Raw genomic sequence first — 25,566 nt, forward strand, 5'->3', positions numbered from 1 at the left:
TCATTACATTCTTTTGGTCTCGTGTATTTTAATGTCTCATACTTAGAATCAAAGCTATCATAACGATAAGAATGCTCGCGAAAACAGGTTGGGGAAAAGTGCTTATCATAGCCAAGGAAAGAACGGATGTATTGAAAAAGGTATATATTGAAAATTTATATACTAAAGATGATCCTCCAAAAGGTGTTCTTAAAATAGATGCAATCAGTTTTGTGATATTATGATGTAAACGGTTACTAAAGAGGATGGATAAATATGCTTAAAATTGAAGAATATATTTCCATGCGAAAAAGGAAAGAGAAAATAAATGAATTCGATTTTACAAAACACTCGGATAACATGGGTAAGATTATTCAGTTCGTCTCCGAATATTTCAATGACTACATGAACCCAGAAGATTATAATCATGAATTAATTAAACTTCAACAGGCAATTGAAAAATCGAAAAAAACGTTAATAAATCAATACCCAAATACACATGGTTTTATCGAAGAATATTATTTAAATAAGAAAAAAAGAGTAGATACTTTTATAAAGAAAGTTTGTGATGCTCAAAAAGACATTGATATTTTCTATAAGGAAAATGAATTTTTAGAGATTGCAAAAAAAGTATCCCATAGATTATTGGACAGTGAACTTTCTGATAATGACCTTTCCAAGTTACTATTAGCGGTTAAAGATTATTGGAATTACTATATTTCAAAACCAAGTCGTTCAGAAATGAAAGGATTAGACAATAATATTGTAAAATGGGTAATGGATTCTTATAGAGAATTTGGGGTTAACATAGCAAGTTATGCTTTTAATATTGCGTGGAAATGGTCGGATAAGTATGTAGAGCAAAATATTCTAGGCAGTATGATGAACATTATTATATTAATAGTTATGATTATCGTTATCAAGACAACCCATTTGATATAGAAGAAGAGTACGAAAAACATCAAGATAAACCTTCTATGCAAGGGAAGAGAGATTATTTTGAGATGCTGGTAATGTATTCTTGGCTTTTTGATGTTCTGGAGGATACGTCTTATTGGCCAGAATACGAAAAATTGTGTGTGAAGACTCAAAATGTGGATTTGAAAACACAACGTAGAGTTTTGGTACCAATAAGTTATGGGAGCCAAAAGTATCCGGAAGAAATACAAAGTGAAATAGAGTATATAGAATCAAAAAATGGATTAATAAAAATTAAACGAAAAGATAAATATATAATCTCTATTTTAAATGAAAAAACAACAGATAATATTTGGACAAATAATTCTATAAAAACTCAAGTAGTAAATAATCTAAAAGAGACAGTTGAAAAATATGGGAAACCAAAACTAATTGAATTTAGAACTCCATTTAAATCCCCGGTTTTTGGTATGAAAGAATTAATAGGTAAGTATTTAGAGATTGAAAAGGATCTAAAAACACTAGGGAAAATATCCATTGCTATCAAAACCAATTCTATTCGAACGAGTAAAGAACCGGTTGTTTATAATATGGATGATATCATGGAACTTTACCATGTCATTGAAGAAATGAAATTAAAGTTAAAAATAATCATTGACCTTGTAGACACAAATAATCGTAATGTACTTAAAAAAGGAATGGAGGATTTAGTTAATTCTCTTGCTTCAAAACCTAATAGTTTTATAGGATTTCATATAAATAAGATTGATGAATGGGGAAAAATATATGGTTTTACTAACCGAGGTTATAAAATTGATCGAAATTCCTATCCATCATTTTCAGATTTTATGCTAGGTCTGTCAACAATATTACAAGGTACCACACCTAAACTGTTAATTTCCTGAAAAAGTGAAATCTGAAGAAGATTTGGAAAAACTTGTAGATACTTTATATAAATGTGGATGTGAATTTGAAAGTGGTGTAAACAATGACTGAAAATACCCGGAAGTATAACCTTGATAATATAGATAATGAAAAAGAGTTTACTCAGTGGTTAAGGTCGCTAAAATCAATTAACTCTACAAATTTACATGCTTTCATTCTTGAATATGATCAAGTCGAAAGAAAGAGAGAAAAAAATGAAAAATATAGCTATATTGAAGAACTTCCCTTTAATTTGCAATTCGAAGAGAAGCAAAAAGTCAATTATGAGGATTATCAAGATAAAACAATTTTAGACATACATGTTTCTCCTTTAAAAAGAAAAATAGCATATACGTTTGTTAATAGATTGCTAAAAGGTATTGAATTGTTAGGAGGACAAGTTTACACCGGACATGAAGGAGATTATTATACAGAATTACGATTGCCTTATGTAAGTTGGAAAGTGACGCTTTTAGAAACAAAAGTAAGGGGTGATACAATAGGGATGATGCAACCGGTATATAGAAAAAAATTTTCGGGAATCTTGCAGCTTAAATTAATTATTTTAGAAAATAAAAAGAAGTTTATCTATACTGATGAATTGGAAAGTCTACTTAATCAGCTTGAAGCAATTTTTTTAGGTTTAAGGAAAGAATACTTGCCGATTCGAGATAAAAAGCGTGAAGAAAGAAGAAAAAGAGAAGTAGAACAAGAATTAATAAGAGCACGTCATGAAACTGAGAAACTTGCTAAAGAACAAGAAAAATTAAAAGCACAGATCGATGAAAATAGAAATGTTCTAAAAGAAGAAATATTTGATCATATAGAGTATTTGGATAAGATTAAAAGAATAGAAAGTTATCTTCATACCTTACAATCGATATCTGGTGATGACGAAGAAACTATGGAAATTCTACAAAACTATGTTGAGAAGGTTCAGAATTTATATAATCTGAACAAATTCACTAAGATTATTGAACTGTGGAATTCAAAATTTGATTAGTGATTTTGAGTAATTTTTTAAAAAAGAAATGCAACGAGAAGAAATCGATTAATCCCTAATTTCAGAATTTATTTATTAACTTGGAAGGGTTTCATAATAGAAACAGTAATCTAAATTGTGTCCAGTTAATGAACTGAGAATATATTTTTTTCTGGATTTGAAGAATGGTAAACTGTTTCTTTAGATAGTTGTTAAGCATTTGAGATGTATAGGTTATTATCACATAATATCTTTTGAAGGATTGTAGTTAAAAAGCTATACGATTTGATAAGCAGGGGAACTTTAAAGAAGGTTCCCCTGCTTTATTTGCTGGTCCATTGATGATAATCTTTAGCATACCACGTCCTAATTGTTCTTATGGAAAACCACCCGATAGATATCTTGTAATGTCCAAAGTTATTGACATATTTGCCGGATTTGTTATAATGAACAATGTCAAATACTTTAGACATAGGTGAAGCCATTGAAAAATAAAATTAAAGCAATAAGGAAGAAATTGGGGATAACACAAGAGCAACTCGCCAAGGAGTGTGGTGTTGTTAGACAAACAATAAATTGTATAGAGAATGATAAATATGATCCTACACTAGAGTTGGCATTCAAATTATCAAAAACGTTAAAAGTAAAGGTAGATGAATTATTTATTTATGAGTAAATTTTTTCTAATTATATGATAACAATGAAAGATATTGTAAGGGAAGGAAATGAAATCCTCAATCAATCAACACAAGATGTGACGATGTCCATCTGAGGAAGATAAGGAAATATTAACTTGTATGATGAACTTCTTGAAAAATAGTCAAGACCCCGATTTATCTAAAAAATATAAATTGCGTGCAGGAGTTGGCTTATCAGCGAATCAGATTGGCTTGGATAAGCGGATGTTTGTAGCTTATTTAAAGGATGAGAAGGGGATAGAACATGAATATACGCTTGTGAAACAGTGTCTGCTTTCGTCATCTGTGTCTTTTTTTCTAATGTTTCAGGCAGTAAAAAAAATGACAGTAAAAAGGAAACAAATTTGCACGTGTGAAAAGCTAATTCAGCACAATGAAATATAGCTACGTAATAATGTTTAACCTAACTGGCTTAAAGAGCACGGCATCGAATTTCCATCGATTTCTACAACTGTATAAATGAAAATGATTGCTTATTGTATAAATATCAAGTTTATAAAAGCTCCATTAAATTGGGAGAAAATTAAAAACAGCTATGAGAACTTACTTGATCTTAAATGAAAGTAGCAGTATCTAGCCATTTTAGATGGAAAATTTGTAAAGAAGTTTTGTAAATGAAAAGAGTGGTACTTATCAAATATTTTGACAGGTACCACTCTTTTTTATTATTAGTCTAGTCCACTCTCTTCTTATTATTTTAGCAACAAAAAAATAGTGTTATAGTTTTTTTGCTACTTTTTCTCCAATCGTATGACTCAGAATGAATACGGGTACAAATATAGCAACAACAACCAATGCACCCCAAATCATTTTCATATTAATAAAATCTTCCGTGTAAAAATAATTAATAAGTATTATGTAATAAGGAATTACTAAGAAGATGCTAGTTAAAACCCCTGGAGTATAAGTTCTTAACAATAGTGACTGTATGGGATGAGTAAAAATGTTTAAAGCAAAAACCATGGCAAGCCCTAAAAATAAAAACATGTAATCTCCTATGACGGCAACTAAGATGAGGATTGAACTAAAAACTGAAATTATAAAAACAACTAGCGCAAACTGTGCAGCTGTTACATTAATAAAATTGTCAATTTCTTTTTGGATAAATAATGGAATTTTATCCTTAACTCGAGGATAATTTTTTTTAACCCACCTTTCAACCATGATTACTTCCTCCAGATTATGCAACATAAAAATAACCAAAAAGGTTAATATTAATGTATTTATATCCACTTGAACGCCTCCGTTTCTCATTAAGAGTCTTACAACCAGTTAACCGAGATAAAATTACTCTTGTACTAAATTTTCACAGTATATTGTAAAGCCATTTCCTCTAACCTTTTTAAATCTACTTTTCCATTACGATTTAAAGGAAATTCATCTAGGGCAATAATACGGTCCGGTTTACATACCTCCGAAAGGTGACCTACTACCGTCGCCCTAAACTTTTCTACACTTTCAAAGTTCACAATAAAGAAAATTAATGCTACTCCTTTTAAATCATCTCCAACAGTTACAACCCTTACTTCGCCCATGTTTTTACATAAGTTCTGAATTTCTAATTCAATTATATGGGGCTGTATCATGATTCCCATGCGTTTTACCCCAGGTTACTTCTTCCTATAACAAATAAGTTATTATCTGTATGATACCAACCATCACTGTTCAATACATTGTTATTATAATCATTTATGTTAAAGGGTACATAAATACTTATTTCCCCAATCTCATTCATTGGAAGCGGCTCTCGTGATTCATTATAAATTTTCACTTGAAAAGGGGGAAGGATTTGTCCACAACCTATGTAATTTGTTATATTGGCTAAAGCAACATTCCCTATTTCCGTTAAACCATAGCCATTAAGTAAAGGTTTATTAAACAGATTCTTAAACTTGTTATCTAGCCCTCTTGTTAACGGTGCTCCACCAATACACCACATTTTTACTTTAGCAAACTGGTTCTGCACGTTTAACTGCTTATTTTCAATGAATTTTATCAAGGATGTATATAAGGAAGGAGAGGCATCTACTATAGTAACAGAACTTGATATAATCTTATACAAGGTGTTTCTAGGATGGTGATGTTTATAAATCGTCAAAGTACCTTCTGTAAAGTACCAAATAAATAATATGGACAATCCGTAAAAATGAGTATAAGGTAGTAGCGGTAAAAAAATTTCATTATGATACTGCATCGTTTTTAATGGTTTGTTTTATATTTGAGATAAGTGTTTCGCCACTCTTTACGATTATTTTTGGCTTACCCGATGATCCAGAAGTAAATAATATTAAAGCGTTCGATCTTTTCATCCATTGTTTGAAATTTATCTCTTCCGTAGTTTTTTCAACTACTCTATCCTTTTCTAATACTAATGGGATGTATTTATCCGCAAAAATATCCGAGTTATTTTCTGCAATGATAAAATCTACGTTAATCTCATTCATTAAATCTACTAATTCTTTGTCACTTAATCTATTATCAGTAGGGATTATCGTTATGTCTAATGATATAAGCGAAAAAATGGCAACTACTAATTCATAACTATTCTCACTTGTAGTAATATCGTACATCCTTTTCGCACGCCATTAGAGAAACAATACTCTTTAAAGCTTGCAATATCACTTAAAAACTCATCATATAATATACAACTATTACTCATCTCAATTTTCATTCTATTCAAAATATCAACTCTATTATATATGAATATTTTAGCATACTAGTAACGGTAGCTTTCAATATAAGATCCAAATTTATACCTTAGACCCACAGTACGTGACCGAGAGGCCTAATGGTTTTGTTTAAGATGCCTAGGTCTTCAATATTCCTTTCTTGGATTAAATCAATATCAGCCAGTTAATAGGCCTAGCGGTATTCACTATTGCTACTTGTAGAGCTTCCATTTCAGTGAAACCAACTTCCACAAAGTCTTAAAACCACTGCGGTACTTCTGAATTTGTTTACCAGTGATGGGGTGATAGCCTAAATTTGCCCTAAAATAATAAGTTCCGTTCTTTACCTTTTTGATGATATCTTTAGTCATGATTTCACTCCTTACGCAATTAGTGCAAGAAGTACAAATCACACATCTAAGCTATCCCTAATACTTCCTCTACAGCTTCTTTGGGAACACGATCCAACTTTTTAGATTGATAATACGTGTGCCCTTTTGATATCAATAGTTTTTTGCATTCTCTAATGATATCAGCTGAAAAAGAGGGATCATAACCTAGTACTATCAAGTCTTTTTTAGTGACTGTGACCATATAAACTCCTTTCCATAGACTAGGATATGCTCTGTCTATTACGTCTATAAAACTAATTCTAATATGTTGCTTGAATTTGGCTCTTGCACTAAAATAAAAAGGTTCTATTGTCATAACTTATCTTGTTAAAATGAAAGTCAAAAATCAGACGGCTGTTGGTACAGCTCCACAGGAATTTCACCCCTGCAAGTATTTCTTCCAGCCCTACTTATAGTTTGCGACGCTTTGAACGCTCGAACCATAACGGTAGGGGAGTATCATTATCCTAACTGATGGGTTATCGCCAGCAATCCACCACAATTGTATTAGATTCATAGACGCTCGTTTCTTACGAAAGTCATGGCGTATGAATCAAGTGGCTCATCATCAGAAGAACGTATCTGATTTTTTGTTATATACTGCACGGCGTTATCTTCCGTGCTTTCTTTGTCAAAGAACAAACATATGATGAATGAAAGGTAAAACCTAACCATTTAATCAAATCTTGAAAGCTAAAATTGATTGCATAAGCTTCGAACACAAACGATCACGTGTATCTTCATCAATACCCCAATACGTATTCCCTCGCTTCTGGCTCACCTTTATTTGCAGCTAAAATAATTGGATATGGCAATAAACCACGTTCGTTGTTTTCATTATTAGAATCAATCATCCCAGTCATCTGCATGTTCCTTCCAAAAATCGTTTTAACCTTTCAAAAGAGCTTGTCCGCCTATACTGAGCTGTACTACGTGGAATATCGAGTAGTTCAGCTATTTCTACATCTGATTTATCAAAAAAGTAGTATAGTAGGACGGTCTTACGCTTTTCCTTTGGCAAAGTCCGCAATGCTTCAGCAAGTAATTTCGGAGTGATTTTCTTTCCCGCCACTTGAAAATTTTGTCCTTCTTCCCCTTCATATTGCTTGTCTAAGGTATAGAGTTGATTTTCCTCTTGTAGTGTGAGATCAGAAAATGTCATCTCCTTTGCTTGTTGTTGCCGCCTTTCGTTGTAAATATTAATTGCTTCATTCTTCAATACACGTTTACAAAAAGCATTAAAGGCACAGCGAATTTGCCATTCGGTACGATCTGGTTCTATCATGCATTTCCTCTCCCTTCGCAACCGCAAAGGTGGGTGATGATTTCCCCCTTTCATAACCTTCAACAAGAATTTTTATGAAATGCCAAAAATAAAATTAATTTTCTTAAAAAGTTGTTAAATCCATAAAAAAAGCCAAGCTGAACATAAGGCAACTAGGCATAATAGTTTATATATTATTAGAAATTGCATGTTTGCAAATCATAACCACAATAATCCCAAATCATTTCAACATGTTTTTTAATATCAGGTTAAATCCAATCAAAATAAATATGAATGAACACGGCGAAAGTATCATTTATACCGCCGTGTCATAAAATGGGAACTAGCAATTTTGGATACTCTTGTTTCTGTCAAAAAATGATCGCTATTACATTTTCTACATACTGTAACAATAGTATTTTTAAATTAGATATATTAATTGTCATAATTCTAATTCTAGTTTTATTATTTGTTAAAATTAATTTCACAAGAGATGTTTTCATAAAGAAAAACTTATTTACGCTTTGTTATTGCAAAATAACACATAACAAAACTAAGAACACACCAGACACTGATAATTGAAAAGCTAGACCAACGAATTTCAAAATCATTAGGGGCTAATGTAGCACGGATAGACTCAGCCATATATTGAATAGGTAAAAATTCGTGTAATTTAGCCAGCCAATTAGGTAAACGGTCAGGTGGGAAATTAATTGGTGAAAATAAAAGAATCCCAAAAATAAGTACTTGAGAGATTAACTCCGCAATAATTGGACGCAGCCATAAAGAAATGGTATATCCAATACCTATTGCTGTTAAACCAATTAGAATAAATGTGAAAATGTTTTTATATGAATATACAAGTTGTAAGTCAAATCGAAGGGACGCTACAAATAATGCAATAAATATCCCTGGAAACGAAATAAGGAGCCAAATAGTCGCCTCAACCAAGACATAGTATAAGCGTGGTAAAGGTAAAGAAAGCATATAAGTAAAAGTTCCATCTACCCGTGTTTCAGCAATTCCTTGTGGGAGAAAAACAAGTCCAATCGATAATAGGATTATAGTTGGTGCTCCGGTCGTTAAATAAAGTGCAGTCGTATCATCTATATTAGGAATTAAATAAGAAAAGCCAATAACAATGCCTACTGCAAGTAATGTCTGGATAATTAAATATAATGCTAACACTGGTTTCATTCGTAATAATTGCCAACGTAACAAATGGAAAAAACCATTTTTAGCTAATAGCATATTGTTCTCCTCCTAATCCCTGATCTCCTATACGCCCTATAATGCTTGAATAAGCATCTTCCAATGTAGCTGCACTTAATGTGAACTCCTCAATTTTATTGGATTCCTGTAAAGAAAAGACCCAGTCCATTAATTCTTTGCTGTGTTCTTTCGCTAATGATAAAATCACTTTTTGTTTAGTATGACTAATCATTGAAACATAATTGGGATAAATTAAATCTTCTTCTTTACGATATAATGTTAACTCGAGTCGGAGCTTTTGATTGAATGCTCCTTTTAAACTTGCTGGAGTACCAACTCCGACCAGTTTTCCATTATCAATTAAAGCTAATCGATCAACAGACCTTTCCGCTTCCAATACATTATGAGTTATTAGTAAAACTGTAGCACCGCTATTTGCTACTTTCCGTACTTGTTCCCATAATAATTTTCGTCGAATTGGATCCACATCATTTGTAGGTTCATCAAGGATAACGAGCCTTCCAGGAACGATTATTGCCATACAAAATGTTACTAAACGTTTAATACCGCCTGAAAGTTTTTCCGTTTGCTTATCTGCCCATTCTTCTAATTGTAAATCTTTTAGTAATTCATTCGTCTTTTCTTTTATTTCACGCTTATTTCCATTTCGTATCCGTCCTGTCAATTCAATAGCTTGCCTAGGAGTTAAACCATTTAATGAGATGTTTTCTTGTGGCTGTAGGGAACACAATTTACGAGCCATATCGGGTCTAGAGATAACGTCTGTGCCAGAAACTTCAATATGGCCTTTTGTAGGTTTTAAGAAACCAATAATTTGTGAAATAAGTGTTGTTTTTCCAGAACCGTTTGGCCCTAAAAGACCAAATATTTCTCCTTTTTCAACCGTAAAACTTATTGAATTGTTTGCTGGAGTACCCGAGTACATTTTAGTTAAATCATTGATAACAAGCATTTACCTTCCCCCTATTTTCATTATCCTGTGGTATACTAATTACATATTAAAAAATAACGGAATCTAAATACCGGTGGTATTCGAATACTGTTAGTATTTACAATACATACTATGATTATTATTGTCAAGAGGGTGGAATAAATGTCTAAAAAACGTTTAACAAGAGAAGAAAGTAAACAACAAACACGTAAAGAGCTCCTAAAAGTTGCTTCAGAAATGTTCGCTAAACAAGGGTTTTATAGTACTTCTGTTGATCAAATTGCAGAGGAAGCTGGTTACTCAAAAGGTGCTATCTATTCTAACTTTGGTTCAAAGGACGATTTATTCCTTTCTGTTTTTAAGGAAAATCAAAAAGAAGACTTACAAAATTTAAAAACAATAGCAGAGAAATATAACTCATTAGATGAATTTATAAATATGATTGAACAAAATCATCAATATGAGCGAAAAGAAAATCAAGATTGGAGTATTTTAAAATTAGAGTTCTTATTATATGCCATGCGAGATGCTAGTGTGCGTGAAAAACTTGCACCTATCCTACAGGAAAGTAGATCACAAATGATAAATATTTTAAAAGGTTTTTATCAACCCAATGATCAGAAACACTTAGTTTCCATTGATAAACTTGCTTTCCTACTATTATCTCTGGACATAGGAATTGGAATACAATCCTATGTAGATGAAGAGAGTATTCCAGAGAATGTTTTTGCGGAAGGGTTAAAACTTTTGCTAAAAGCATAAATTGAAAGAAGATAAATATGATTATTATTGGCGTGGAGAAGCATTTAAAAGGAAAGTGCTGTATAAAAATTGAACAAAAATAGGGTAGCTACAATTATTGGGTTTTGACATTTAAAAAATTGCACCATTCGTTACCTAGTTTTATTTAGACATTATTTTTACAGCCCCATTCTTCATTAATATATAAACAGATTAATCGAGTAAGATTTCTCAAAACTTGGTTTTTTACACTATTATCCGATTTAGGATAAGGTAAACGTCATCTATTTATTTTGGATATTCCACACAATAATCCGAATACCGAAATTTTTATGCTAAAAATAGCTAGTAGCACGTATTCCAGTTAATTAGAATACGTGCTAGATGGTTTATTCTACAATTATCCAGTTTATGTCTTTCTCTAGTATAAGTTCATATTGTGAAAGCTGTGTTGCTTTTGTTGTCTCATTCAAATACTTCACCGTAACCCATATTTTAATTTGATTATCTTGTTCTGGAAAGACGGGATTGATTAATTCAGAAAAGACATACGCTTGATTAATTAATGGCAAAGCATTGTCTTTTACATAATAAGCAAGTTCTTTATTAGTGGCAGTAGGATAGAATGTAAAGAATGTTTCTAGAAATTCCGTTATTTCCTGTACTGTATCGGAGTCGACTGTCCGTTACTTTCAGGTTGTTGTGGCTCATAATCTGATTTATTCGGTATGCTCCATAAGGTAGGGTTTTGTGTAATTACTAAGTTTCTTGCATTATCTTGATGAAGCAATATTCGATATGTGGAACGAATCTACTGGCTATTTTTATCATCTGTAATCTTTTGATCTACAGAATAAACAACCGCATAGGTATTTGAGATAAATGGCATAACTCACAAAGTAATCTTTGAGTGTAAGAATTGGAATAGTAAAGTTTCAAAAGAAAAAATATTAGCATTAAAATCAATTATAGAAGATATTCCCAATTCAGTGGGTGTAATGGTAGCCCCTAAAGGGTACCAAATTGGAGCCAAAAAATTTGCTGAACATCACGGAATTAATTGATTTCTGAAAGTGAACAGTCTTTACTTGCCGGAGTAATTCAGAAGCAATTACAGGTAGTGCTACCTGACGAATCAGTTACTGGTGAACCTTTTTATTGCTTAATGGAAAAAGGAGATAGTGGACAAGTAACTGGTACATACATCCAAAATAGAGATGCAGATGGTGAGCCGTTTTTAATTTTATATTTTTCTAAAAAAGAAGCAGAAGAGATGGGAACAAATTTAAATTCGGTTGTAAGAGGTATAGATAAAAAACATCTTACAATACTGTGTGGTTATTGCGACAACTTCGGATTAAATTTGGCTATAAAACAATTTATGAGTACCGAAGTAATTGGAGTAGAATCTAAATTTATAAGAGACTTTTTTCTTTAACCAAAAAAGACGCTCAACTATGAACGTCTAATTGTAATATATAGAACTAGCTTACTAACTTTGAATACTGGAATTTAAATTGCTTTTCAAAGAGTTAACAGGTAGTTCTGATTAGGTGCAATTGCACTTATATTGCACTTTTTATTATTTTCTATACAGTTTATTTGTTTTTATATGTTCCCAAAATCCTTGATATTACAGCATTTTTCATTATATGCTGTGCGCTTAAAACAGAGTGGGAGTAGTTGTAGGAGCCCTAAAAGCCTTGATAACACTGGGTTTTTAGGGCTTTTATATTCTTTGTGGCACAGTTATGGCACACTTTGAAAAGTCGTCTTCACAAATTGGTTGCTGCTGTAATGTTCAATTTGTGTATCCTCACTTGGTTTAGTTGAATCACACTGCTTAATCTATCGGCAACTTGAAAGTTACTGTTTGGATAGAGGTACCTATAAGTGCCTAAAGTGGTTTGCACATCTTCATGTCCAAGTCTGTCTTTAATCACCAAAGGATTTTCTCCCATACTAATTAACAAGGAAGCATGAGAATGTCTAAGCCCATGAATTTTGATTCGATTATTCGCGGCTTTGGCAAAGCGTGTAATCGCATAGGATACAGTGTATTTTTGAGTTGGAATTCCATTGTACGATAAAATAAAATTGGTCTTACATTGTTTCTGCTGGGTCTCTTTCCAATTTTGCAGTAGATGCAGTGTATCTGAATCTAAAGCAATAACACGAATGCTTGCTTTTGTTTTAGGTTCTGTAAAACGATAATTAGAAGCATTCTTATAATAAAGAGTTTTGGAATGTTTAGTGTTCCTTCCTCAAAATCTACATCATCCCATTGTAAAGCAGAAGCTTCACCAATACGCATACCTGTCATGAATAAAATCCAGATAATAATAAATTGAAAATTTAAAGTTATCACCAAGATATATTTTGGAAATAACAGCTTCAAATTCTTCTTTTGTCCAAAAATCAATTTCAGTTTTAACCTTTTTGACATTTCCAATTATTTTTGATGGATTTTCTTTCATTAAACCTAAAATAATAGCTCTATCAAAAGCTAAGGATAATAAACCTTGTATGCCTCGAACGTATTGACTAGAATATTTTTCAGTAGCCTTTAACTGCCATTGTATGTAGAATTAATGGCGTGATGTCTGAAAGACTTACGTTGTAAAAATAGGTAAAGTGTTTATCTATTGTATGTTGCAGATTCTCAAACGTACTTTCTTTCACTTGGTTCTTATACCAAGGTATAAAAAATTCCTTGGTAAACTTCTCAAAGGTCATACTACTGTTTGGGTTATAAGCACCTTCACTACTGTCTAAAATCAATTTAGCATAAACGGCTTCTGCTTCGGCTTTGGTTTTAAATTCACTCATTCTTTTTTGTATTCTTTTGCCTGATCGGATCAGATCCTAAACTTACCCTAAATTCATATGTTCCATTGGCTTTTTTCTTTACTTTAATCATTTGAATTCCTTTCCTTGATTAAAGCAGCCACACTGGAACCACATGATTTTAATAAATCTTCTTGGTTAAGTGTTATTCCCAATATTTCTTCTATAGCTTCTACAGGCACTCGATCTAATTTCTTAGTATTGTAAAAACTGTATCCTTTCTGCACCATAAGACATTTAGCCTGACGGATAATGTCACGGGAGAAAGATGGACCATAACCTAAAGTAATTAAGTTTTTTTGGGTTATAGTGATTACCATACTGCTCCTTTCCCGGTCGAGCCAATACAATATATATTTATTATACCATCCTTTTTAATGCTTTTTGATAGAGCGAACTTGAAAAATCAGACGGCCGATGGTTACAGTTCCACTGGAATTTCACCCCTGCAAGTATTTCTTCCAGCCCTACTCATAGCTTGCGGCGCTTTGAACGCTCGAATCATGGGGGTAGGGGAGTATCATTATCTATACTGATGGGTAATCGCCAGCAATCCACCACGATTGCATTAGACAAGGTATATCTCGCTCGTTCCATGTTGGAAGTCCTGGCTTACTTGTCAGGTGGCTTATCATCAAGAGAACGTATCTGATTTTTCCGATTATACTGCACGGCATTATCTTCCATGCTTTCTTTGTCAAAGAACAAATATATGATGAAAGGGGGAATCGAATCTTTCTACTTATACTTTGAAAGCTAAAATAGACTGTATAAGCTTAGAGTGTAAGCAGTTATGTGTATCTTCATCCATGCCCCAATAGGTGTTTCCCTGCTCGTCACGAAGTTTTCGCATAGATAAGCTGTTCATATAGCTTCCATAGTGTTGAATAACTACCTTCATTGCTTCGGCTTCACCCTTATTTGCAGCTAAAATGATTGGATACGGTAATAAACCACGCTCATTGTTTTCAGTATTAGAATTAATCATCCCATTCATCTGCATGTTCATCCAAAAACCGTTTTAACCGTTCAAAAGAACTTGTCCGTCTATACTGAACCGTACTGTGTGGAATATAGAGTAGTTGACCAATTTCCACATCGGACAGTTGCAAGAAATAGTATAGTAGAACAGTAATACGCTTTTCTTTTAACAAGGTACGCATTGCTTCAGCAAGTAATTTTCTTTCCAGCCACTTGAAAAATTTTGTCCTTCTTCTCCTTCATATTGCCTATCTAAGGTATAGAGTTGATTTTCTTCTTGTGGAGTGAGATCAGAAAATGTCATCTCCTTTGCTTGTTGTTACCTTCTTTCGTTGTAAATGTTTATTGCTTCATTCCTTAATACTTGTTTACAAAAGGCATTGAATGTACAGCGAACTTGCCATTCGGTACGATCTGGTTCCATCATGCATTTCCTCTCCCCTCGCAACTGCAAAGGTGGGCGATGATTTCCCCTTTCATAACCTTCAACAAGATTTTTGTGGTTTGACAGCGGATGCGACGAGATTGGATGTGATATGGAGACTCTCTATCGCGGGTGCCGGAATGGGAATGACTATGGCGCCGACGATCGGTGCAACCGTCCGCGCGGTTCCTTTTGATAAGGTCGGCATCTCATCCGGAGTGACGAATATGACAAGGACGATTGGGATGGTTCTGGGTGTCGCAATCCTTGTCACACTTTTTAATGCCTATACACAACATTTAATGGTAGATGCTAAAGAGCAGGTTGTATCGATGATCCGGTCATCGGATCAATTAACAACGGCGGCGAAGAACGAAATGGTCCGGCAGTTGAAAGGAACTGAAATATCTCATGATAACCAGGGACCGACGAAAAAAGAGGTATTAAAGAAGATGGATGATGAAGAAAATAGAGTGCTGGCGACTTTGCCTGAGGAAAAGAACCAAGCCATCAAATCGGAGTTTATCAAGCAAAAGCAAGCAGTTAATAAAATGTGGCCGAAAATTCAATCTACTTTTACAGGTGCGGTTGTAGATGCTTTTCAGTCCACATTCAGATGGGGAGGTCTACTCATGTTATTAGGCGTCATTTGCCTTTTTCAGTGACCCAAGCCAATCAGAACGAGAAAAAGAGAGAAGGGAGTGATCAGAGAGAAAGGAACAAATTAAGAAGAATCCTACTTCGGCTTAAATTTTCTGTATTGAATCCATAAATACAATATAACTACTGTAAATGATATAAGGTCAGCGATAGGAGTAGCCAACCATACTCCCAGTAAACCAAGGAACTTCGGCAAAATATAAACAAGCGGGATCAGCAGGATTAGCTGTCTTAATGAGCTTAGGAAAATTGCTTTCCGAGCGTCTCCTATATACTGAAAGAAGTTGGCGCCTATCATTTGAACACCAACGATCGGCACCATACAACAGAAGATTCGCATACCAAACGTTGCAGTATCCAACAGTTCAGGATCGGTGCTCCCACCAAATGCTGAAACAATATAGCTACTAAAAAATTCAATTAACAGGAACATAAAGATGCAAAAAAACAGAACGTACTTATTGCATATTTCATAGTTTCCTTTACCCGATCTATTGCCGCATGACCATAGCTGTATCCGATTATAGGCTGAATCCCTTGACCGAGACCTATTATTGGCATATATACGAGCATAGCGATGGTATATATCACGCCATAAGCGGCAAGCCCCGTGTTTCCGCCATATTCGTATGATACTCTATTGAATACCAAAGAAACCAAGCTTAAAGATATTTGTCCAATAAAGCCGGAAAATCCAACAGATAGAATTTGCTTTACTTCATCGAGATAAAAGCGCATATATTTGTGATGTAACATAGTACTGGTAATGTTTTTAAATAGGAATTGCAAGGTCAATGCTGCACTAACAAGGTTTGCAATTACGAGTGCAAGAGCAGCGCCACCAACGCCAAGATCTAAAACAAAGATGAAAATAGGGTCAAGAATTATATTAACAAGTATTGCAACAAAAAAATTGATGAATGCTCTTTTTGCAAAACCCATGCTGCGGATGATACTATTCATTGATTGTGAAATAACAAAGAATACGGAGCCCACTAGAAAATAGGTTGAATACTCAACAGCATAATCAATATTCCCACTATTGGCACCATATAAGTAAAGTACAGGCTTAAGGAATATTATCCCTAACACAACAATTAATAAAGAAAGTGTCAATGACAAAACGAACGATGTACCTACAATTTTTTTTGCCCGTTCATTATCGTTTTTCCCCAGTGCAATTGATAGATTTGCACCTGCCCCAGACCCAATTAACTGAGCCAACGACTGCATAATAAGGTACAAGCCAAAAGCTACCGTTACAGCTGAGATTGCTAGCGTATCGACGCCCTTAGCTATGAAGATACGGTCAATTGCCATATTGATTGAATTTACTAATAAGGCAATGATGGCAGGTGTGGAGAAATTCCTAATTAACTTTGGTACTGGCATGGTTTCAAGCTTATTAATAATATCACCTCATAATTTTATATAACATAACATGAGCAATTGCTCATGTTTTTAAGTATACTTTCCCTCGTTTGTGTTGTCAATATAATATGAGTAAATACTCATCTTCATATTGACAATCCAATAAAATAGCTTTACAATACTGCTTATAATAGAAAGGAATGATAATAAATTGGGAAGTAATTCAAATGTATCGAAGCGTCGAATTCCCAAACAAGACAGAAGCATACAAAACCGGGACAAAATACTGGATGCCGGCTTAAAATTATTCAGTGAAAAAGGATATTACGACACAACGACAAATGAAATAGCAAAAGTTGCTGGTGTATCAATAGGGAGCTTATATTCATATTTCAATGATAAAGATGCAATATTTCTCAGTATATTGGACAGCTACCATAAGAAGTTCCTTTCTTTTTTCCATGAAAAAGACGAGGATTTAAGCTATGAGCTATATGCCCGTGATATTAGGCAATGGCTAAGAAATCTTATGGTCAAGTTACTTGATATACACGAATCCGTGAAGACGCTGAATAGAGAAATGAACATAATGTATCACTCAAAACCACAAGTAGCACGTATCATGGACACACAAACAGAGCGAATACGTACAATGACTATGAGTTTTATTGCTCGATCTGGGAGCAGTGTTTATGATATTGAGGCAACGACTGCGATTATAGTCGACTTCATTTCTACAGTAATTGATAGGATTCTTTATAAAGAAAACGATAACTTGGATAAAGATAATATCATTGAAGCTGCTGTGGACATTCTTGCAAAATATTTATCTTAGAACAGAATAGTAAAAAAAAGTCGCATATCAAATATTTATGCGACTTTTTTTAGATATAGCAAAGAAATGTATAATGTGAGCATAAACTCAAAAGAGGTCTGCATTCTCATCTACTATTTTCCTCTGTGTTAAAGTAATAGTTCAAAACTTAATCCATTGCTTGTGTACCGCCATTAAGATTACCGAATAAGGAAGTAAAAGATAGTCATTCATTTTCATGCTCCTTTAAATAGTTTTTAATCTTCTCTAATGCCTTCTTTTTGTGGTAATAAACGGTTCCCCTAGCTATTTCTAACTCTTTGGAAATTTTGGTATCACTCATATCTAAGAAAGGGAAAAATTTAATATTAATAGACATGACACCCTTTTTAATTTTCCTTTTTGTTATAATATACTACCTACTAACCAAAGAACAATGATCCATGCAACAATATAGATAAGTTGCCTTGTGAATTCTTGAAAAGGCCTGCCGTTTTCAATAGATTTACTCAAGATCATAAATGCTTTTTGTGGAAGGATATTGCTAAGAACATCTAGCACCTTGTTATAGCCTGTAAAATTGAAAAAACAGCCTGCTAGGATACAAGTAATAATGCTGATTCCACTCGTAGCCAAACAAATATTTCTATCCATAATAAATACCATAAACAAAGAAAAAGCTGTTGCAAGGGAAGCCAGTATAACCAGCAATATTGCCAAAGTTCCCAATCCGAAACCTATTTCTACCCCAAGGCCTATTTTGGTGACAGCGATGGCTATAAAAGTTGGAGCGTATAGACAAATAAATGTGAATATGCTCTGTGCAACTAAATATTGCTTGCTACCTAACGGAGATGTAAGAATTCGTTTAAATATTGAGTTGTTCCGATCTTCGGGATAGAATGTTGTTAACCCCCTTGCATTAAAGCAAGTACGAGGACAAAGCCGAGTATATTTGTCCCAATACCCAATTTTCTTCAATTCTTTAACATTGGATTTACTTATAATTTATTAAAGAACCTATTGATGAGCTTTCTTACCTGACCTGTTTTTAGAACTCTCTATCCTTAAACCTAGTATCCAAAACAAAACCAATAGATAGTTTTCAACCGCTCCAATCAGACTAATAGTTTTACTCCCATCCTCAATAAATCCTAAAAGATGATTAGTGCCAAACCCTAAACCTCCAACAATTAGAGATATTACGACAATTCTTAAAAAGTAATAGTCATATTTCAAATTTACTCCAATTAGAATGGGCAAGATTGCTAAGTTCCAAAATCCAATTTCTCTTTGCCAACCTGGTGCAATACCATATTCTGAATTAGAACCCATCATTTCTGGAAAAAACAACTGCATTATTGCAGCACTAGTCATGGCAACAATTAAAATGATGAACATAACACGCAGTAATTTATTCATATATTTATTCCTTTCTAATACTTCTATTCGTAATCATTGAAGCCAGTTCTCTATATGCTTCATCAAAGCTAATAACTTCATCGCCATCAACTATGGAAAGCAATAGTATAGAAACAAGACCTTGAAAAACAGTTTTACTAATGACTAAATCATCTGCAATTGACTTATTAACTTTTTTCCATATCAGTTGTTTTTGAGAAAGAATTTGATTTTTTCCTTCTACCGAAAGCTTATTTAGCATGGAACTATACTCTTTTCCGGTAATTTTAATAATCCATGGATATTCTTTTACTACATTCTTCAAATAAAGCAAAAGGTCAAAAAGGAAAACGGAGCTAGAAGAGCTTGATAGTTTATCTTGCTCGATTTGTTTTTCTATTACTATGAGAATTTCCATCACTACTTCAAGAAATAGTTCCTCCTTATTATCGAAGAAAAAGTAAAATGTTCCTTTCGCAATATTAGCTTTCTTTACTAAGCTATCAACACTAATTTTAGAAGCATCTTCATCATTAATTAAGTATTTTTTATACTCGTCTAGTATGGTTTTTCTAATTTTTTCTTTGTCTGAATCACTGAATTTCTTTGGCATAAGCTCTCCTTTAATGACTGTTTTTTATATTTGGTCATATAAAAATAACACAAAATCAAAAATTCCACAATTTTAATGACCATTATATAGATATAGTCATTAGGAATAAGCTTATCTTTTGCATGGAAATATCTTTTTTTAGTCACTGTGCTTGTTCGATTCTGCCAAATGAATCCCTTTAGATCCTTCGTTAGGTACAGCCGAAAACTGTTTAAGGGCAGTTCAAGAAAGAGCAGATATTTTTGTTTTAATAGTTGGTACTAGATATGGAGCTATCACTGACAGTGGAAAATCAGTAACAAATCTCGAATACCTAAGAGCGAAGGAAAAGGGCATTCCTATATATACTTTTGTTGATAAAAAGATAATAAATAATATCCCTTTATGGAGAGACACAATCCTAAGATGGATTTTTCCTCCTCTGTAGATACCTCTGAATTATTTAATTTTGTTGATTAATTAATGAATATTGACAACCTGTGGGTACATGAATTTGAATTTGCTAATGACATATCAGAAAGGCTAAAGTATCAATTTGCGTACCTTTTCTACGACTCATTAACAATTAGAAAGAAAATCAAGTAAAATAACTTATCTAAAAAAGTTTTACAAACAAGCCTGAACAAATTGTACTAGAACAACCGCTTGGTCGGGAGTATCGTTTCTTTTCTCAATTGCTATCTGATAATGTAAAAAAGTGTAAAGAATTAAAAAAGGACATTGAATATCAAATCTTTTTAGAATTTAATTCTCCAATTAATGATTATTCAGATCTATTCCACTGGATTACTGAGAAAAACAATCAATTATTAAGAACTTAGAAAGATTAATGTGAGGGATTGTGAATCCTTCAGAACTTGGCTTTTAAATGAGAGTGGTTACTTGAAAAATTATGCTGCGTTGATTTACGGAGCATTTAGACAAGCCATGGAATATGCTGTCACTTTACAGTATTTAAGAGAAAACATCTCGAAGAAAACAAAATCAATCCCAAAAGGCAAAAGTCTCGTTGGATATTGTACAAAAGAAGAGTTTGAAAAGGTAATTTCGGTAATTTATACGCATAATTTTTATGAGCATATGAAAATGAAAGTGTTCATGAAGATACTTCTTTATTCTTTGAAAGGTTATCTTTATCTACTTTATTAACCACTTGTGACAAAGTATGGGAACATGAAATTAATAATCAAAAAACAAAGAGTAAGCTTGTGAAAATTGAGTTTTCTGGAATAAATCTAGATATTAATTCTAGGATGTTTATTGGTTTATTTACAGCTAAAAGAATTTATCAACTAAGAAAATTGAAAACAAAAGATTCAATAATGGTTTCTTTCCACTCCCCTAAATTGTAAGGTTCCTTTTTCGTAATTGAGTGTTCTGTGGGTAATGATCTATCAAAAGGAATAATAGACATTGAAGAAGCAAGTAGAATTGTGTGGGATAGCAGAAATATTTTAATGTTTCCATCGAACGTAGAATCAATTAGTAAAAAATAATGAAACAGCTAACTGTTTAAAGTTAACTGCTTCTTTAGTTTGGACTATTTGAATTTATTTCTAATGTTCACTTCAATTTTAATCTTTACCAAGTAAATATTTTATCTCACTTAAATTGACAAATCAAATGATAAAAACTTAGGCCGTTGTTGTTCATGCTTGTCGAGCATAATCTGTTCCGGCTTGATGCCCTGTTCACGCAGTACTTCAATGTTCTGCACGAGGAATTCGTCACTGCCGACAACATAGAAAAGTCCATCCTTGTCTGCAGCAAGTTTTTTTGCTTCTTCATAGTAGTCTTTTCGGTTATCAACAAACTGTGATGTGAACTTCTTGTCAGGAACGGATTCGAAAATATTAGTGAATAAGAAATCTTTTGATGAATCGATGTTCAAGGAATGAATTTGATTGACGTTGTCAGCACGTTCGAAATAATCAAGCACAAGCGGTCTGAAGGTTGCCAGACTGACACCTGATGACAGCAGGTAAACATTTTTCCCTTCTCTTTTAAGCGGTACATTCGATTGAGTTTTAAAGAGTGCAATCTTATTACCGACTTCAAGATTTCTTAAAATCGCTTTAAACTCAGAGCATTGTTCTCTGATACGTGTTGTGATACCGATTGAATTTTCATGCGGTAAAGTCGAGATTGACATATGACGAATTAGCCCGCGGTTTGGTTTATCTCCAGCATTAAAACCTTCCAGTGCGAAGTGGGTGTGAGCACCTTCTTCCCATGTAAAGCCTTCCGGACAGTCGAGCATGTACGTTTTAATCTCAGGCGTTTCTTCAATAATTTTATTTATTTTAGTCCAGTATATTTGCATTATACATTCTCCTTATTCAATTATATGTTCGTTACTATCTAATATACAACAATTGATAATAGTTATCAATTAAACAAATTCAATATTTCAGATAATTTATGTGACTTAAATTTAGAAACAATTCAGCTAGAAAACTGGCTCTGAACTATTCAACGTTTCAAACGACGTACTAATTTAATAAAAAATTTCTTTTTTTTGTTTTCCAAACAAATAAAAACTGTTCATTTCGGCAAAAGGAACGGAAAAAACAATTGACCCGCAGGACGAACAGATTGTAAAATTACTTTTCTGAACTTTGACCATGACTTTGTCTAGTATTCCATTTCCTGATAGTAGAGTTCTAACCTGGTAATATCAGGTATTTCAGTGGTTGGATGTTTTTGTCATAAAAAGTAAAATTAAGATCATCAAAAATAGAATTTATAAAACGCCCATTTGAAATGGCGATGAGAGTATAAAATAATTATGTAACGGGAATCTACAATTTAGATAATTAAGAGAAGGAACTGTTTCTAGTAAAAAACAGCCCTTCTCTGGTAATAAATAGAACTTAAAATGGCGTTTCCAAAAGCAGAGATAAAATTAATTGATAAGAGGCTGACGATACTTTCTTCGATAATGAAGAGGTGTCTCACTAAAATATTTTTTAAATACTGCTGCAAACTTACTTGGATTGTCATAACCAACTTTCATAGCAATGTCTATAATGCTTTGATCTGTTGTAAGTAATGCTTCCATTGCCACATCCATTCTTCTTTTTTGAATATATCGGTATACTGTATAACCGTAGCTTTGTTTGAATTGATTTTGTAGCACAATCGTTGGGATATTGAACTCTTTCGCCAATTGTTTCACTTGTAATGGTAAATCATAGGATGTATCTATTTTTTCTTTCACTTTGCGTATACAATCATCTGGACAAAAAATAGTCTCTCTCCCTAATTCATCGTTTACACAATGTGATAAAAACTCCAACGCCTTTGATTTCAATAAAAAATGATTCATAACATTTTCCTCATATTGAACCATAAGTTGCGTTGTAATGGAACGATGGATGGGGGAGCTCTCTCTTGTAAAGATACGCACATTAGGTTTGAATAATCGTTGTAATAACCGTGTCCAATTTTGGTTATACGAAACTCCATTTGCCAATAATTCCATATTTAAATACATTGCGATACCGTCTGCTTGTTTATAGCGTAGATCATAGTACGTAATGGGATTTGACCAACTAAAATAAACGAGTTGCTTATTGTCACATCTCGTCCATTCATCATTTGGATGATAGCGCATATGCAATTCACCATTAGCAATCGAAGTTATTTCAATCATGTTCTTTTGATGATAAGGCAATGATTCGGATAGTCTTTCATGTGCATTGACGAAATACTTGAAGTTCAATTCCTGGTTCTAAAATATATCGCTCAATTGTTCCTTTTCCGTAACCTGGTGAATATTCATATATATCCCCCAGCCACATATCACTTATTTTTTGAATATAATCTTTTTCAAGTACTTGATAACTTCTATTTAAAATGTCATGTGCCATATAAAATATCCTCTCTAATTATTTTTGGTAACCGATTGGATTATTTTAAAAATAATGGAGTAGTTATTAATAATGATAATCGTTATCATTTGTTTTAGCAATATGCAATATAAAGAGAGGAGCTAAACATGATGAAAATAAATAAATTACTTGCAAAAGACGTCATTACGAATTGGTTTGTATACAATTTTGATTTTTATCGTACAAACCATTGACAATACGATTATGACACCATTCACGGTAGTTGCGATGTCCTATATTTCTGAAACAAGCCTTTTTGTTTCGAGCTTAGTGTATATGCTGGTTCAGGCAAAACAACGCTTAGTCGTATGGGCTCATCCCCACTTTATGATGGATATGTCACGGGTGATGTAACAATCGACGCAACCTTTATCCATTTGGAAATGGAGCAAAAAAATTGGTAGCGTCTTTCAAAGTCCGAAGTCACAATTTTTTACAACTATTGTTCTAAGATGAGTTGGTCTTTGAACTCGAAAACTATGGCATAAGAACGTTCTATTATTCAACAACGCTTAAAAGAAGTGATTGCCCAAACAAACTTACAATTGATCCGTCACTAAAATGTCATGTGTCTTTATAGCGGGCAAAAACAAAAAGTGGCCATCGCAGCAACACAGATTATTGAGCCTCCTATCTTTGTGATGGATGAACCCTCTGCCAACCTTGATTTGCCGGCTACACAAATGCTGTATCAACAAGGAAGTGAAGATGTGGTCTTACGTTTGTTGCAAGAATTTGACTTATGGCATCTAAAAGACCATCATCCGGCTACATTATCCGGTGGTGAAAAGCAAAGGCTATTTCTTTCCATTAGCTTAATGCAAAAGGCTTTATCATAATCTTAGATGAAAACTTCTAGACTAGACGGTATGAACCTTAAGCGCGTTATCGAATTCATCCATTTAAATGGAACAAGTTGGGAACTAAATTAGTATCCTTTGCTTGGAAAGTAAAGAAGGAGTTGTTTTAATGGATAATAGTCAAGCACGGACAGACAAAAAATATTTGTACTTATTTATTTTTCTTGGGATGGGATTACTTATCACAACAACAGGCTTTGGACGGATGGCCTATGGTGTGATTTTGCCATTTATGCAAATCGACCTTGATTTGACAACAACGGAAGCAGGCATGCTTGGCACGTATTTATTCTTAGGTTATTTAGTTACTGTAGGTTTATCTGGTGTGATGACTGGAAAGATAGGTGCAAAGAATACTGTTGTGATTGGAAACATCGCTGTATTAATCGGTCTATTTTGTATAATTATCGTCAACAGTTATTTATTCGCGGCAATCAGCGTGTTCTTATTAGGATTGGGGAGCGCATTAGTATTTACTCCACTCATGTCATTGGTCGTCGCATCATTCCTAGATAAACGTGGGATGGTCATGGGTTTTTTAATGAGTGGTGCAGGAATTGGTATACTACTTAGTGGCTTAATTGTTCCGGCCGTTGTTAATGTATTTTCAGGAGAGGCTTGGCGTTATGCTTGGTTAATTTTTGCGCTAATAACTTTAGCGATACTTTTATTAACATTATTGTTTCTAAAGGACTTATCATCTAAGGAAAAATCATCAGCTTCTAAAGAACGGTCAGATAAAGCATGGTGCTCAAAACCACTTTATCTGCTCGCAAGTATTTACTTTATTGTCGGTTTAGTTTACTTGGTTCCAAGTCTCTATCAGACAAGCTACCTTATTGATCTAAGTGTGAAGGAATCGCTCGCTGGTTCCATATATTCATTTGCTGGGTTCGTTTCTATATTCGGACCACCACTGTGGGGGTTGGATTGCAGATCATTTAGGTATTAAGCAAGCGTTGATTACGGTC

Annotated in this window: 35 protein-coding genes and 3 pseudogenes; 14 read left to right on the top strand and 24 right to left on the bottom strand. The window is 33.5% G+C overall.

All coding sequences use genetic code 11. The features are described from left to right. Nucleotides 1-255: 255 nt before the first annotated feature. The 5 genes and pseudogenes from KQI21_RS11965 to KQI21_RS16535 all read left to right on the top strand — a co-directional run. Nucleotides 256-921, top strand: coding sequence for a hypothetical protein (locus tag KQI21_RS11965; protein ID WP_216484435.1), 666 nt, complete (start codon nucleotides 256-258; stop codon nucleotides 919-921). Between the two features lie 35 nt (nucleotides 922-956). Further along, a complete protein-coding gene (locus tag KQI21_RS11970) occupies nucleotides 957-1,802 on the top strand; it encodes a hypothetical protein (RefSeq protein ID WP_216484436.1) in 846 nt (281 codons plus the stop codon). 83 nt (nucleotides 1,803-1,885) lie between these two features. Beyond that, nucleotides 1,886-2,824 (top strand): hypothetical protein, encoded by a 939-nt coding sequence (locus KQI21_RS11975; protein ID WP_216484437.1) that lies wholly within the window; start codon nucleotides 1,886-1,888, stop codon nucleotides 2,822-2,824. Between the two features lie 463 nt (nucleotides 2,825-3,287). After that, nucleotides 3,288-3,479, top strand: a complete 192-nt coding sequence (locus KQI21_RS11980) for a helix-turn-helix transcriptional regulator (protein ID WP_216484438.1) — start codon at nucleotides 3,288-3,290, stop codon at nucleotides 3,477-3,479. 103 nt (nucleotides 3,480-3,582) lie between these two features. Beyond that, nucleotides 3,583-3,885: pseudogene (locus tag KQI21_RS16535) on the top strand (peptide deformylase); the annotation flags it as partial. A 333-nt stretch (nucleotides 3,886-4,218) separates the two neighbouring features. Here the strand turns inward: KQI21_RS16535 and KQI21_RS11990 are convergent. The 10 genes and pseudogenes from KQI21_RS11990 to KQI21_RS12035 all read right to left on the bottom strand — a co-directional run bounded on the left by KQI21_RS11990 (nucleotide 4,219) and on the right by KQI21_RS12035 (nucleotide 10,011). Continuing rightward, nucleotides 4,219-4,734 (bottom strand): HXXEE domain-containing protein, encoded by a 516-nt coding sequence (locus tag KQI21_RS11990; protein ID WP_216484439.1) that lies wholly within the window; start codon nucleotides 4,732-4,734, stop codon nucleotides 4,219-4,221. A 65-nt stretch (nucleotides 4,735-4,799) separates the two neighbouring features. Further along, nucleotides 4,800-5,096: an AMP-binding enzyme gene (locus KQI21_RS11995; protein WP_216484440.1), complete on the bottom strand. Its 297-nt coding sequence runs from the start codon at nucleotides 5,094-5,096 to the stop codon at nucleotides 4,800-4,802. A gap of 5 nt (nucleotides 5,097-5,101) precedes the next feature. Beyond that, complete coding sequence (locus KQI21_RS12000; protein WP_216484441.1) at nucleotides 5,102-5,695, bottom strand: AMP-binding protein; 594 nt, start codon at nucleotides 5,693-5,695, stop codon at nucleotides 5,102-5,104. Continuing rightward, nucleotides 5,682-6,071, bottom strand: a complete 390-nt coding sequence (locus tag KQI21_RS12005; protein ID WP_216484442.1) for an AMP-binding protein — start codon at nucleotides 6,069-6,071, stop codon at nucleotides 5,682-5,684. The genes KQI21_RS12000 and KQI21_RS12005 overlap by 14 nt, the downstream gene beginning before the upstream one ends. A gap of 353 nt (nucleotides 6,072-6,424) precedes the next feature. After that, nucleotides 6,425-6,541: pseudogene (locus KQI21_RS12010) on the bottom strand (Arm DNA-binding domain-containing protein); the annotation flags it as partial. 46 nt (nucleotides 6,542-6,587) lie between these two features. Further along, on the bottom strand, nucleotides 6,588-6,764 hold the full coding sequence (locus KQI21_RS12015; RefSeq protein ID WP_216484443.1) for a DUF3173 domain-containing protein: 177 nt from the start codon (nucleotides 6,762-6,764) through the stop codon (nucleotides 6,588-6,590). A gap of 477 nt (nucleotides 6,765-7,241) precedes the next feature. Further along, nucleotides 7,242-7,343, bottom strand: coding sequence for a helix-turn-helix domain-containing protein (locus tag KQI21_RS17080; protein WP_444972194.1), 102 nt, complete (start codon nucleotides 7,341-7,343; stop codon nucleotides 7,242-7,244). Nucleotides 7,344-7,421: 78 nt separating this feature from the next. Beyond that, the gene (locus KQI21_RS12025; RefSeq protein WP_444972195.1) at nucleotides 7,422-7,847 is read right to left on the bottom strand and encodes an RNA polymerase sigma factor; all 426 of its coding nucleotides are present in this window, start codon (nucleotides 7,845-7,847) and stop codon (nucleotides 7,422-7,424) included. A 492-nt stretch (nucleotides 7,848-8,339) separates the two neighbouring features. Beyond that, on the bottom strand, nucleotides 8,340-9,077 hold the full coding sequence (locus KQI21_RS12030; RefSeq protein WP_216484444.1) for an ABC transporter permease: 738 nt from the start codon (nucleotides 9,075-9,077) through the stop codon (nucleotides 8,340-8,342). After that, on the bottom strand, nucleotides 9,064-10,011 hold the full coding sequence (locus KQI21_RS12035) for an ABC transporter ATP-binding protein (protein ID WP_216484445.1): 948 nt from the start codon (nucleotides 10,009-10,011) through the stop codon (nucleotides 9,064-9,066). The genes KQI21_RS12030 and KQI21_RS12035 overlap by 14 nt, the downstream gene beginning before the upstream one ends. 141 nt (nucleotides 10,012-10,152) lie before the next feature. Between KQI21_RS12035 and KQI21_RS12040 the strand changes: the two genes are divergently transcribed. Continuing rightward, nucleotides 10,153-10,752, top strand: coding sequence for a TetR/AcrR family transcriptional regulator (locus tag KQI21_RS12040; protein ID WP_216484446.1), 600 nt, complete (start codon nucleotides 10,153-10,155; stop codon nucleotides 10,750-10,752). A 368-nt stretch (nucleotides 10,753-11,120) separates the two neighbouring features. Here the strand turns inward: KQI21_RS12040 and KQI21_RS16220 are convergent, their stop codons facing one another. Beyond that, nucleotides 11,121-11,387: a conjugal transfer protein gene (locus KQI21_RS16220; protein ID WP_309245552.1), complete on the bottom strand. Its 267-nt coding sequence runs from the start codon at nucleotides 11,385-11,387 to the stop codon at nucleotides 11,121-11,123. A 246-nt stretch (nucleotides 11,388-11,633) separates the two neighbouring features. On the opposite strand from KQI21_RS16220, the gene KQI21_RS16880 reads away from it, so the two are divergent. Together KQI21_RS16880 and KQI21_RS12050 are read left to right on the top strand one after the other, a co-directional pair. Then, nucleotides 11,634-11,795 carry a restriction endonuclease gene (locus tag KQI21_RS16880; RefSeq protein WP_373687671.1) on the top strand — a complete coding sequence of 54 codons (162 nt, stop codon included), beginning with the start codon at nucleotides 11,634-11,636 and terminating at the stop codon, nucleotides 11,793-11,795. Then, nucleotides 11,792-12,169 (top strand): hypothetical protein, encoded by a 378-nt coding sequence (locus tag KQI21_RS12050; RefSeq protein ID WP_216484447.1) that lies wholly within the window; start codon nucleotides 11,792-11,794, stop codon nucleotides 12,167-12,169. The genes KQI21_RS16880 and KQI21_RS12050 overlap by 4 nt, the downstream gene beginning before the upstream one ends. Before the next feature lie 337 nt (nucleotides 12,170-12,506). On the opposite strand, the gene KQI21_RS16885 is transcribed toward KQI21_RS12050, so the two are convergent. The 6 genes from KQI21_RS16885 to KQI21_RS16540 form a co-directional block, all read right to left on the bottom strand. After that, complete coding sequence (locus tag KQI21_RS16885; protein ID WP_373687672.1) at nucleotides 12,507-12,911, bottom strand: tyrosine-type recombinase/integrase; 405 nt, start codon at nucleotides 12,909-12,911, stop codon at nucleotides 12,507-12,509. Next, nucleotides 12,893-13,054: a hypothetical protein gene (locus KQI21_RS16890; protein WP_373687668.1), complete on the bottom strand. Its 162-nt coding sequence runs from the start codon at nucleotides 13,052-13,054 to the stop codon at nucleotides 12,893-12,895. The genes KQI21_RS16885 and KQI21_RS16890 overlap by 19 nt, the downstream gene beginning before the upstream one ends. 233 nt (nucleotides 13,055-13,287) lie before the next feature. After that, nucleotides 13,288-13,560 (bottom strand): tyrosine-type recombinase/integrase, encoded by a 273-nt coding sequence (locus KQI21_RS16895; RefSeq protein ID WP_373687669.1) that lies wholly within the window; start codon nucleotides 13,558-13,560, stop codon nucleotides 13,288-13,290. Between the two features lie 83 nt (nucleotides 13,561-13,643). Further along, on the bottom strand, nucleotides 13,644-13,898 hold the full coding sequence (locus KQI21_RS12060) for a DUF3173 domain-containing protein (RefSeq protein WP_216484448.1): 255 nt from the start codon (nucleotides 13,896-13,898) through the stop codon (nucleotides 13,644-13,646). Nucleotides 13,899-14,320: 422 nt separating this feature from the next. Further along, nucleotides 14,321-14,575 carry a helix-turn-helix domain-containing protein gene (locus KQI21_RS12065; RefSeq protein ID WP_216484449.1) on the bottom strand — a complete coding sequence of 85 codons (255 nt, stop codon included), beginning with the start codon at nucleotides 14,573-14,575 and terminating at the stop codon, nucleotides 14,321-14,323. Continuing rightward, nucleotides 14,559-14,732 carry a hypothetical protein gene (locus tag KQI21_RS16540; protein WP_309245550.1) on the bottom strand — a complete coding sequence of 58 codons (174 nt, stop codon included), beginning with the start codon at nucleotides 14,730-14,732 and terminating at the stop codon, nucleotides 14,559-14,561. Before KQI21_RS16540 ends, KQI21_RS12065 begins: the two co-directional genes overlap by 17 nt. Nucleotides 14,733-14,943: 211 nt before the next feature. Between KQI21_RS16540 and KQI21_RS12075 the strand changes: the two genes are divergently transcribed. Beyond that, nucleotides 14,944-15,648, top strand: a complete 705-nt coding sequence (locus KQI21_RS12075; protein WP_216484564.1) for an MFS transporter — start codon at nucleotides 14,944-14,946, stop codon at nucleotides 15,646-15,648. Between the two features lie 71 nt (nucleotides 15,649-15,719). On the opposite strand, the pseudogene KQI21_RS12085 reads toward KQI21_RS12075, so the two are convergent. After that, nucleotides 15,720-17,035: pseudogene (locus KQI21_RS12085) on the bottom strand (MATE family efflux transporter). A gap of 190 nt (nucleotides 17,036-17,225) precedes the next feature. Here KQI21_RS12085 and KQI21_RS12090 point away from each other — a divergent pair. Further along, nucleotides 17,226-17,849 carry a TetR/AcrR family transcriptional regulator gene (locus KQI21_RS12090; protein ID WP_216484452.1) on the top strand — a complete coding sequence of 208 codons (624 nt, stop codon included), beginning with the start codon at nucleotides 17,226-17,228 and terminating at the stop codon, nucleotides 17,847-17,849. Between the two features lie 384 nt (nucleotides 17,850-18,233). On the opposite strand, the gene KQI21_RS12095 is transcribed toward KQI21_RS12090, so the two are convergent. The 3 genes from KQI21_RS12095 to KQI21_RS12105 are packed head-to-tail and all read right to left on the bottom strand — an operon-like array spanning nucleotide 18,234 to nucleotide 19,842. Then, nucleotides 18,234-18,809, bottom strand: coding sequence for an ABC transporter permease (locus tag KQI21_RS12095; protein ID WP_216484453.1), 576 nt, complete (start codon nucleotides 18,807-18,809; stop codon nucleotides 18,234-18,236). Nucleotides 18,810-18,848: 39 nt separating this feature from the next. Continuing rightward, nucleotides 18,849-19,250: a hypothetical protein gene (locus KQI21_RS12100; protein WP_253291451.1), complete on the bottom strand. Its 402-nt coding sequence runs from the start codon at nucleotides 19,248-19,250 to the stop codon at nucleotides 18,849-18,851. Between the two features lie 4 nt (nucleotides 19,251-19,254). Beyond that, the gene (locus tag KQI21_RS12105; RefSeq protein ID WP_216484454.1) at nucleotides 19,255-19,842 is read right to left on the bottom strand and encodes a TetR/AcrR family transcriptional regulator; all 588 of its coding nucleotides are present in this window, start codon (nucleotides 19,840-19,842) and stop codon (nucleotides 19,255-19,257) included. Between the two features lie 172 nt (nucleotides 19,843-20,014). On the opposite strand from KQI21_RS12105, the gene KQI21_RS16900 reads away from it, so the two are divergent. Beyond that, nucleotides 20,015-20,269 (top strand): DUF4062 domain-containing protein, encoded by a 255-nt coding sequence (locus KQI21_RS16900; protein WP_216484553.1) that lies wholly within the window; start codon nucleotides 20,015-20,017, stop codon nucleotides 20,267-20,269. A 1,179-nt stretch (nucleotides 20,270-21,448) separates the two neighbouring features. Here KQI21_RS16900 and KQI21_RS12120 read toward each other — a convergent pair. From KQI21_RS12120 to KQI21_RS12130, 3 genes are all read right to left on the bottom strand, one after another. Next, nucleotides 21,449-22,165 carry a ferredoxin reductase domain-containing protein gene (locus KQI21_RS12120; protein WP_216484456.1) on the bottom strand — a complete coding sequence of 239 codons (717 nt, stop codon included), beginning with the start codon at nucleotides 22,163-22,165 and terminating at the stop codon, nucleotides 21,449-21,451. 582 nt (nucleotides 22,166-22,747) lie between these two features. Further along, complete coding sequence (locus KQI21_RS12125) at nucleotides 22,748-23,458, bottom strand: helix-turn-helix transcriptional regulator (RefSeq protein ID WP_216484457.1); 711 nt, start codon at nucleotides 23,456-23,458, stop codon at nucleotides 22,748-22,750. A 76-nt stretch (nucleotides 23,459-23,534) separates the two neighbouring features. Further along, entirely contained in the window at nucleotides 23,535-23,714 is a 180-nt protein-coding gene (locus tag KQI21_RS12130; protein ID WP_216484458.1) for a hypothetical protein, read from the bottom strand. A 150-nt stretch (nucleotides 23,715-23,864) separates the two neighbouring features. On the opposite strand from KQI21_RS12130, the gene KQI21_RS12135 reads away from it, so the two are divergent. From KQI21_RS12135 to KQI21_RS12145, 3 genes are all read left to right on the top strand, one after another. Then, complete coding sequence (locus KQI21_RS12135; protein WP_216484459.1) at nucleotides 23,865-24,089, top strand: hypothetical protein; 225 nt, start codon at nucleotides 23,865-23,867, stop codon at nucleotides 24,087-24,089. Between the two features lie 242 nt (nucleotides 24,090-24,331). Then, nucleotides 24,332-24,574, top strand: a complete 243-nt coding sequence (locus KQI21_RS12140; RefSeq protein ID WP_216484460.1) for a hypothetical protein — start codon at nucleotides 24,332-24,334, stop codon at nucleotides 24,572-24,574. 130 nt (nucleotides 24,575-24,704) lie between these two features. Then, nucleotides 24,705-25,547, top strand: a complete 843-nt coding sequence (locus KQI21_RS12145) for an MFS transporter (protein WP_216484461.1) — start codon at nucleotides 24,705-24,707, stop codon at nucleotides 25,545-25,547. The last annotated feature ends 19 nt before the right edge of the window (nucleotides 25,548-25,566 follow it).

It is taken from the genome of Virgibacillus proomii (assembly GCF_018916875.1).
In the GTDB taxonomy this organism is placed as follows: Bacteria; Bacillota; Bacilli; order Bacillales; family Amphibacillaceae; genus Virgibacillus; species Virgibacillus proomii_B.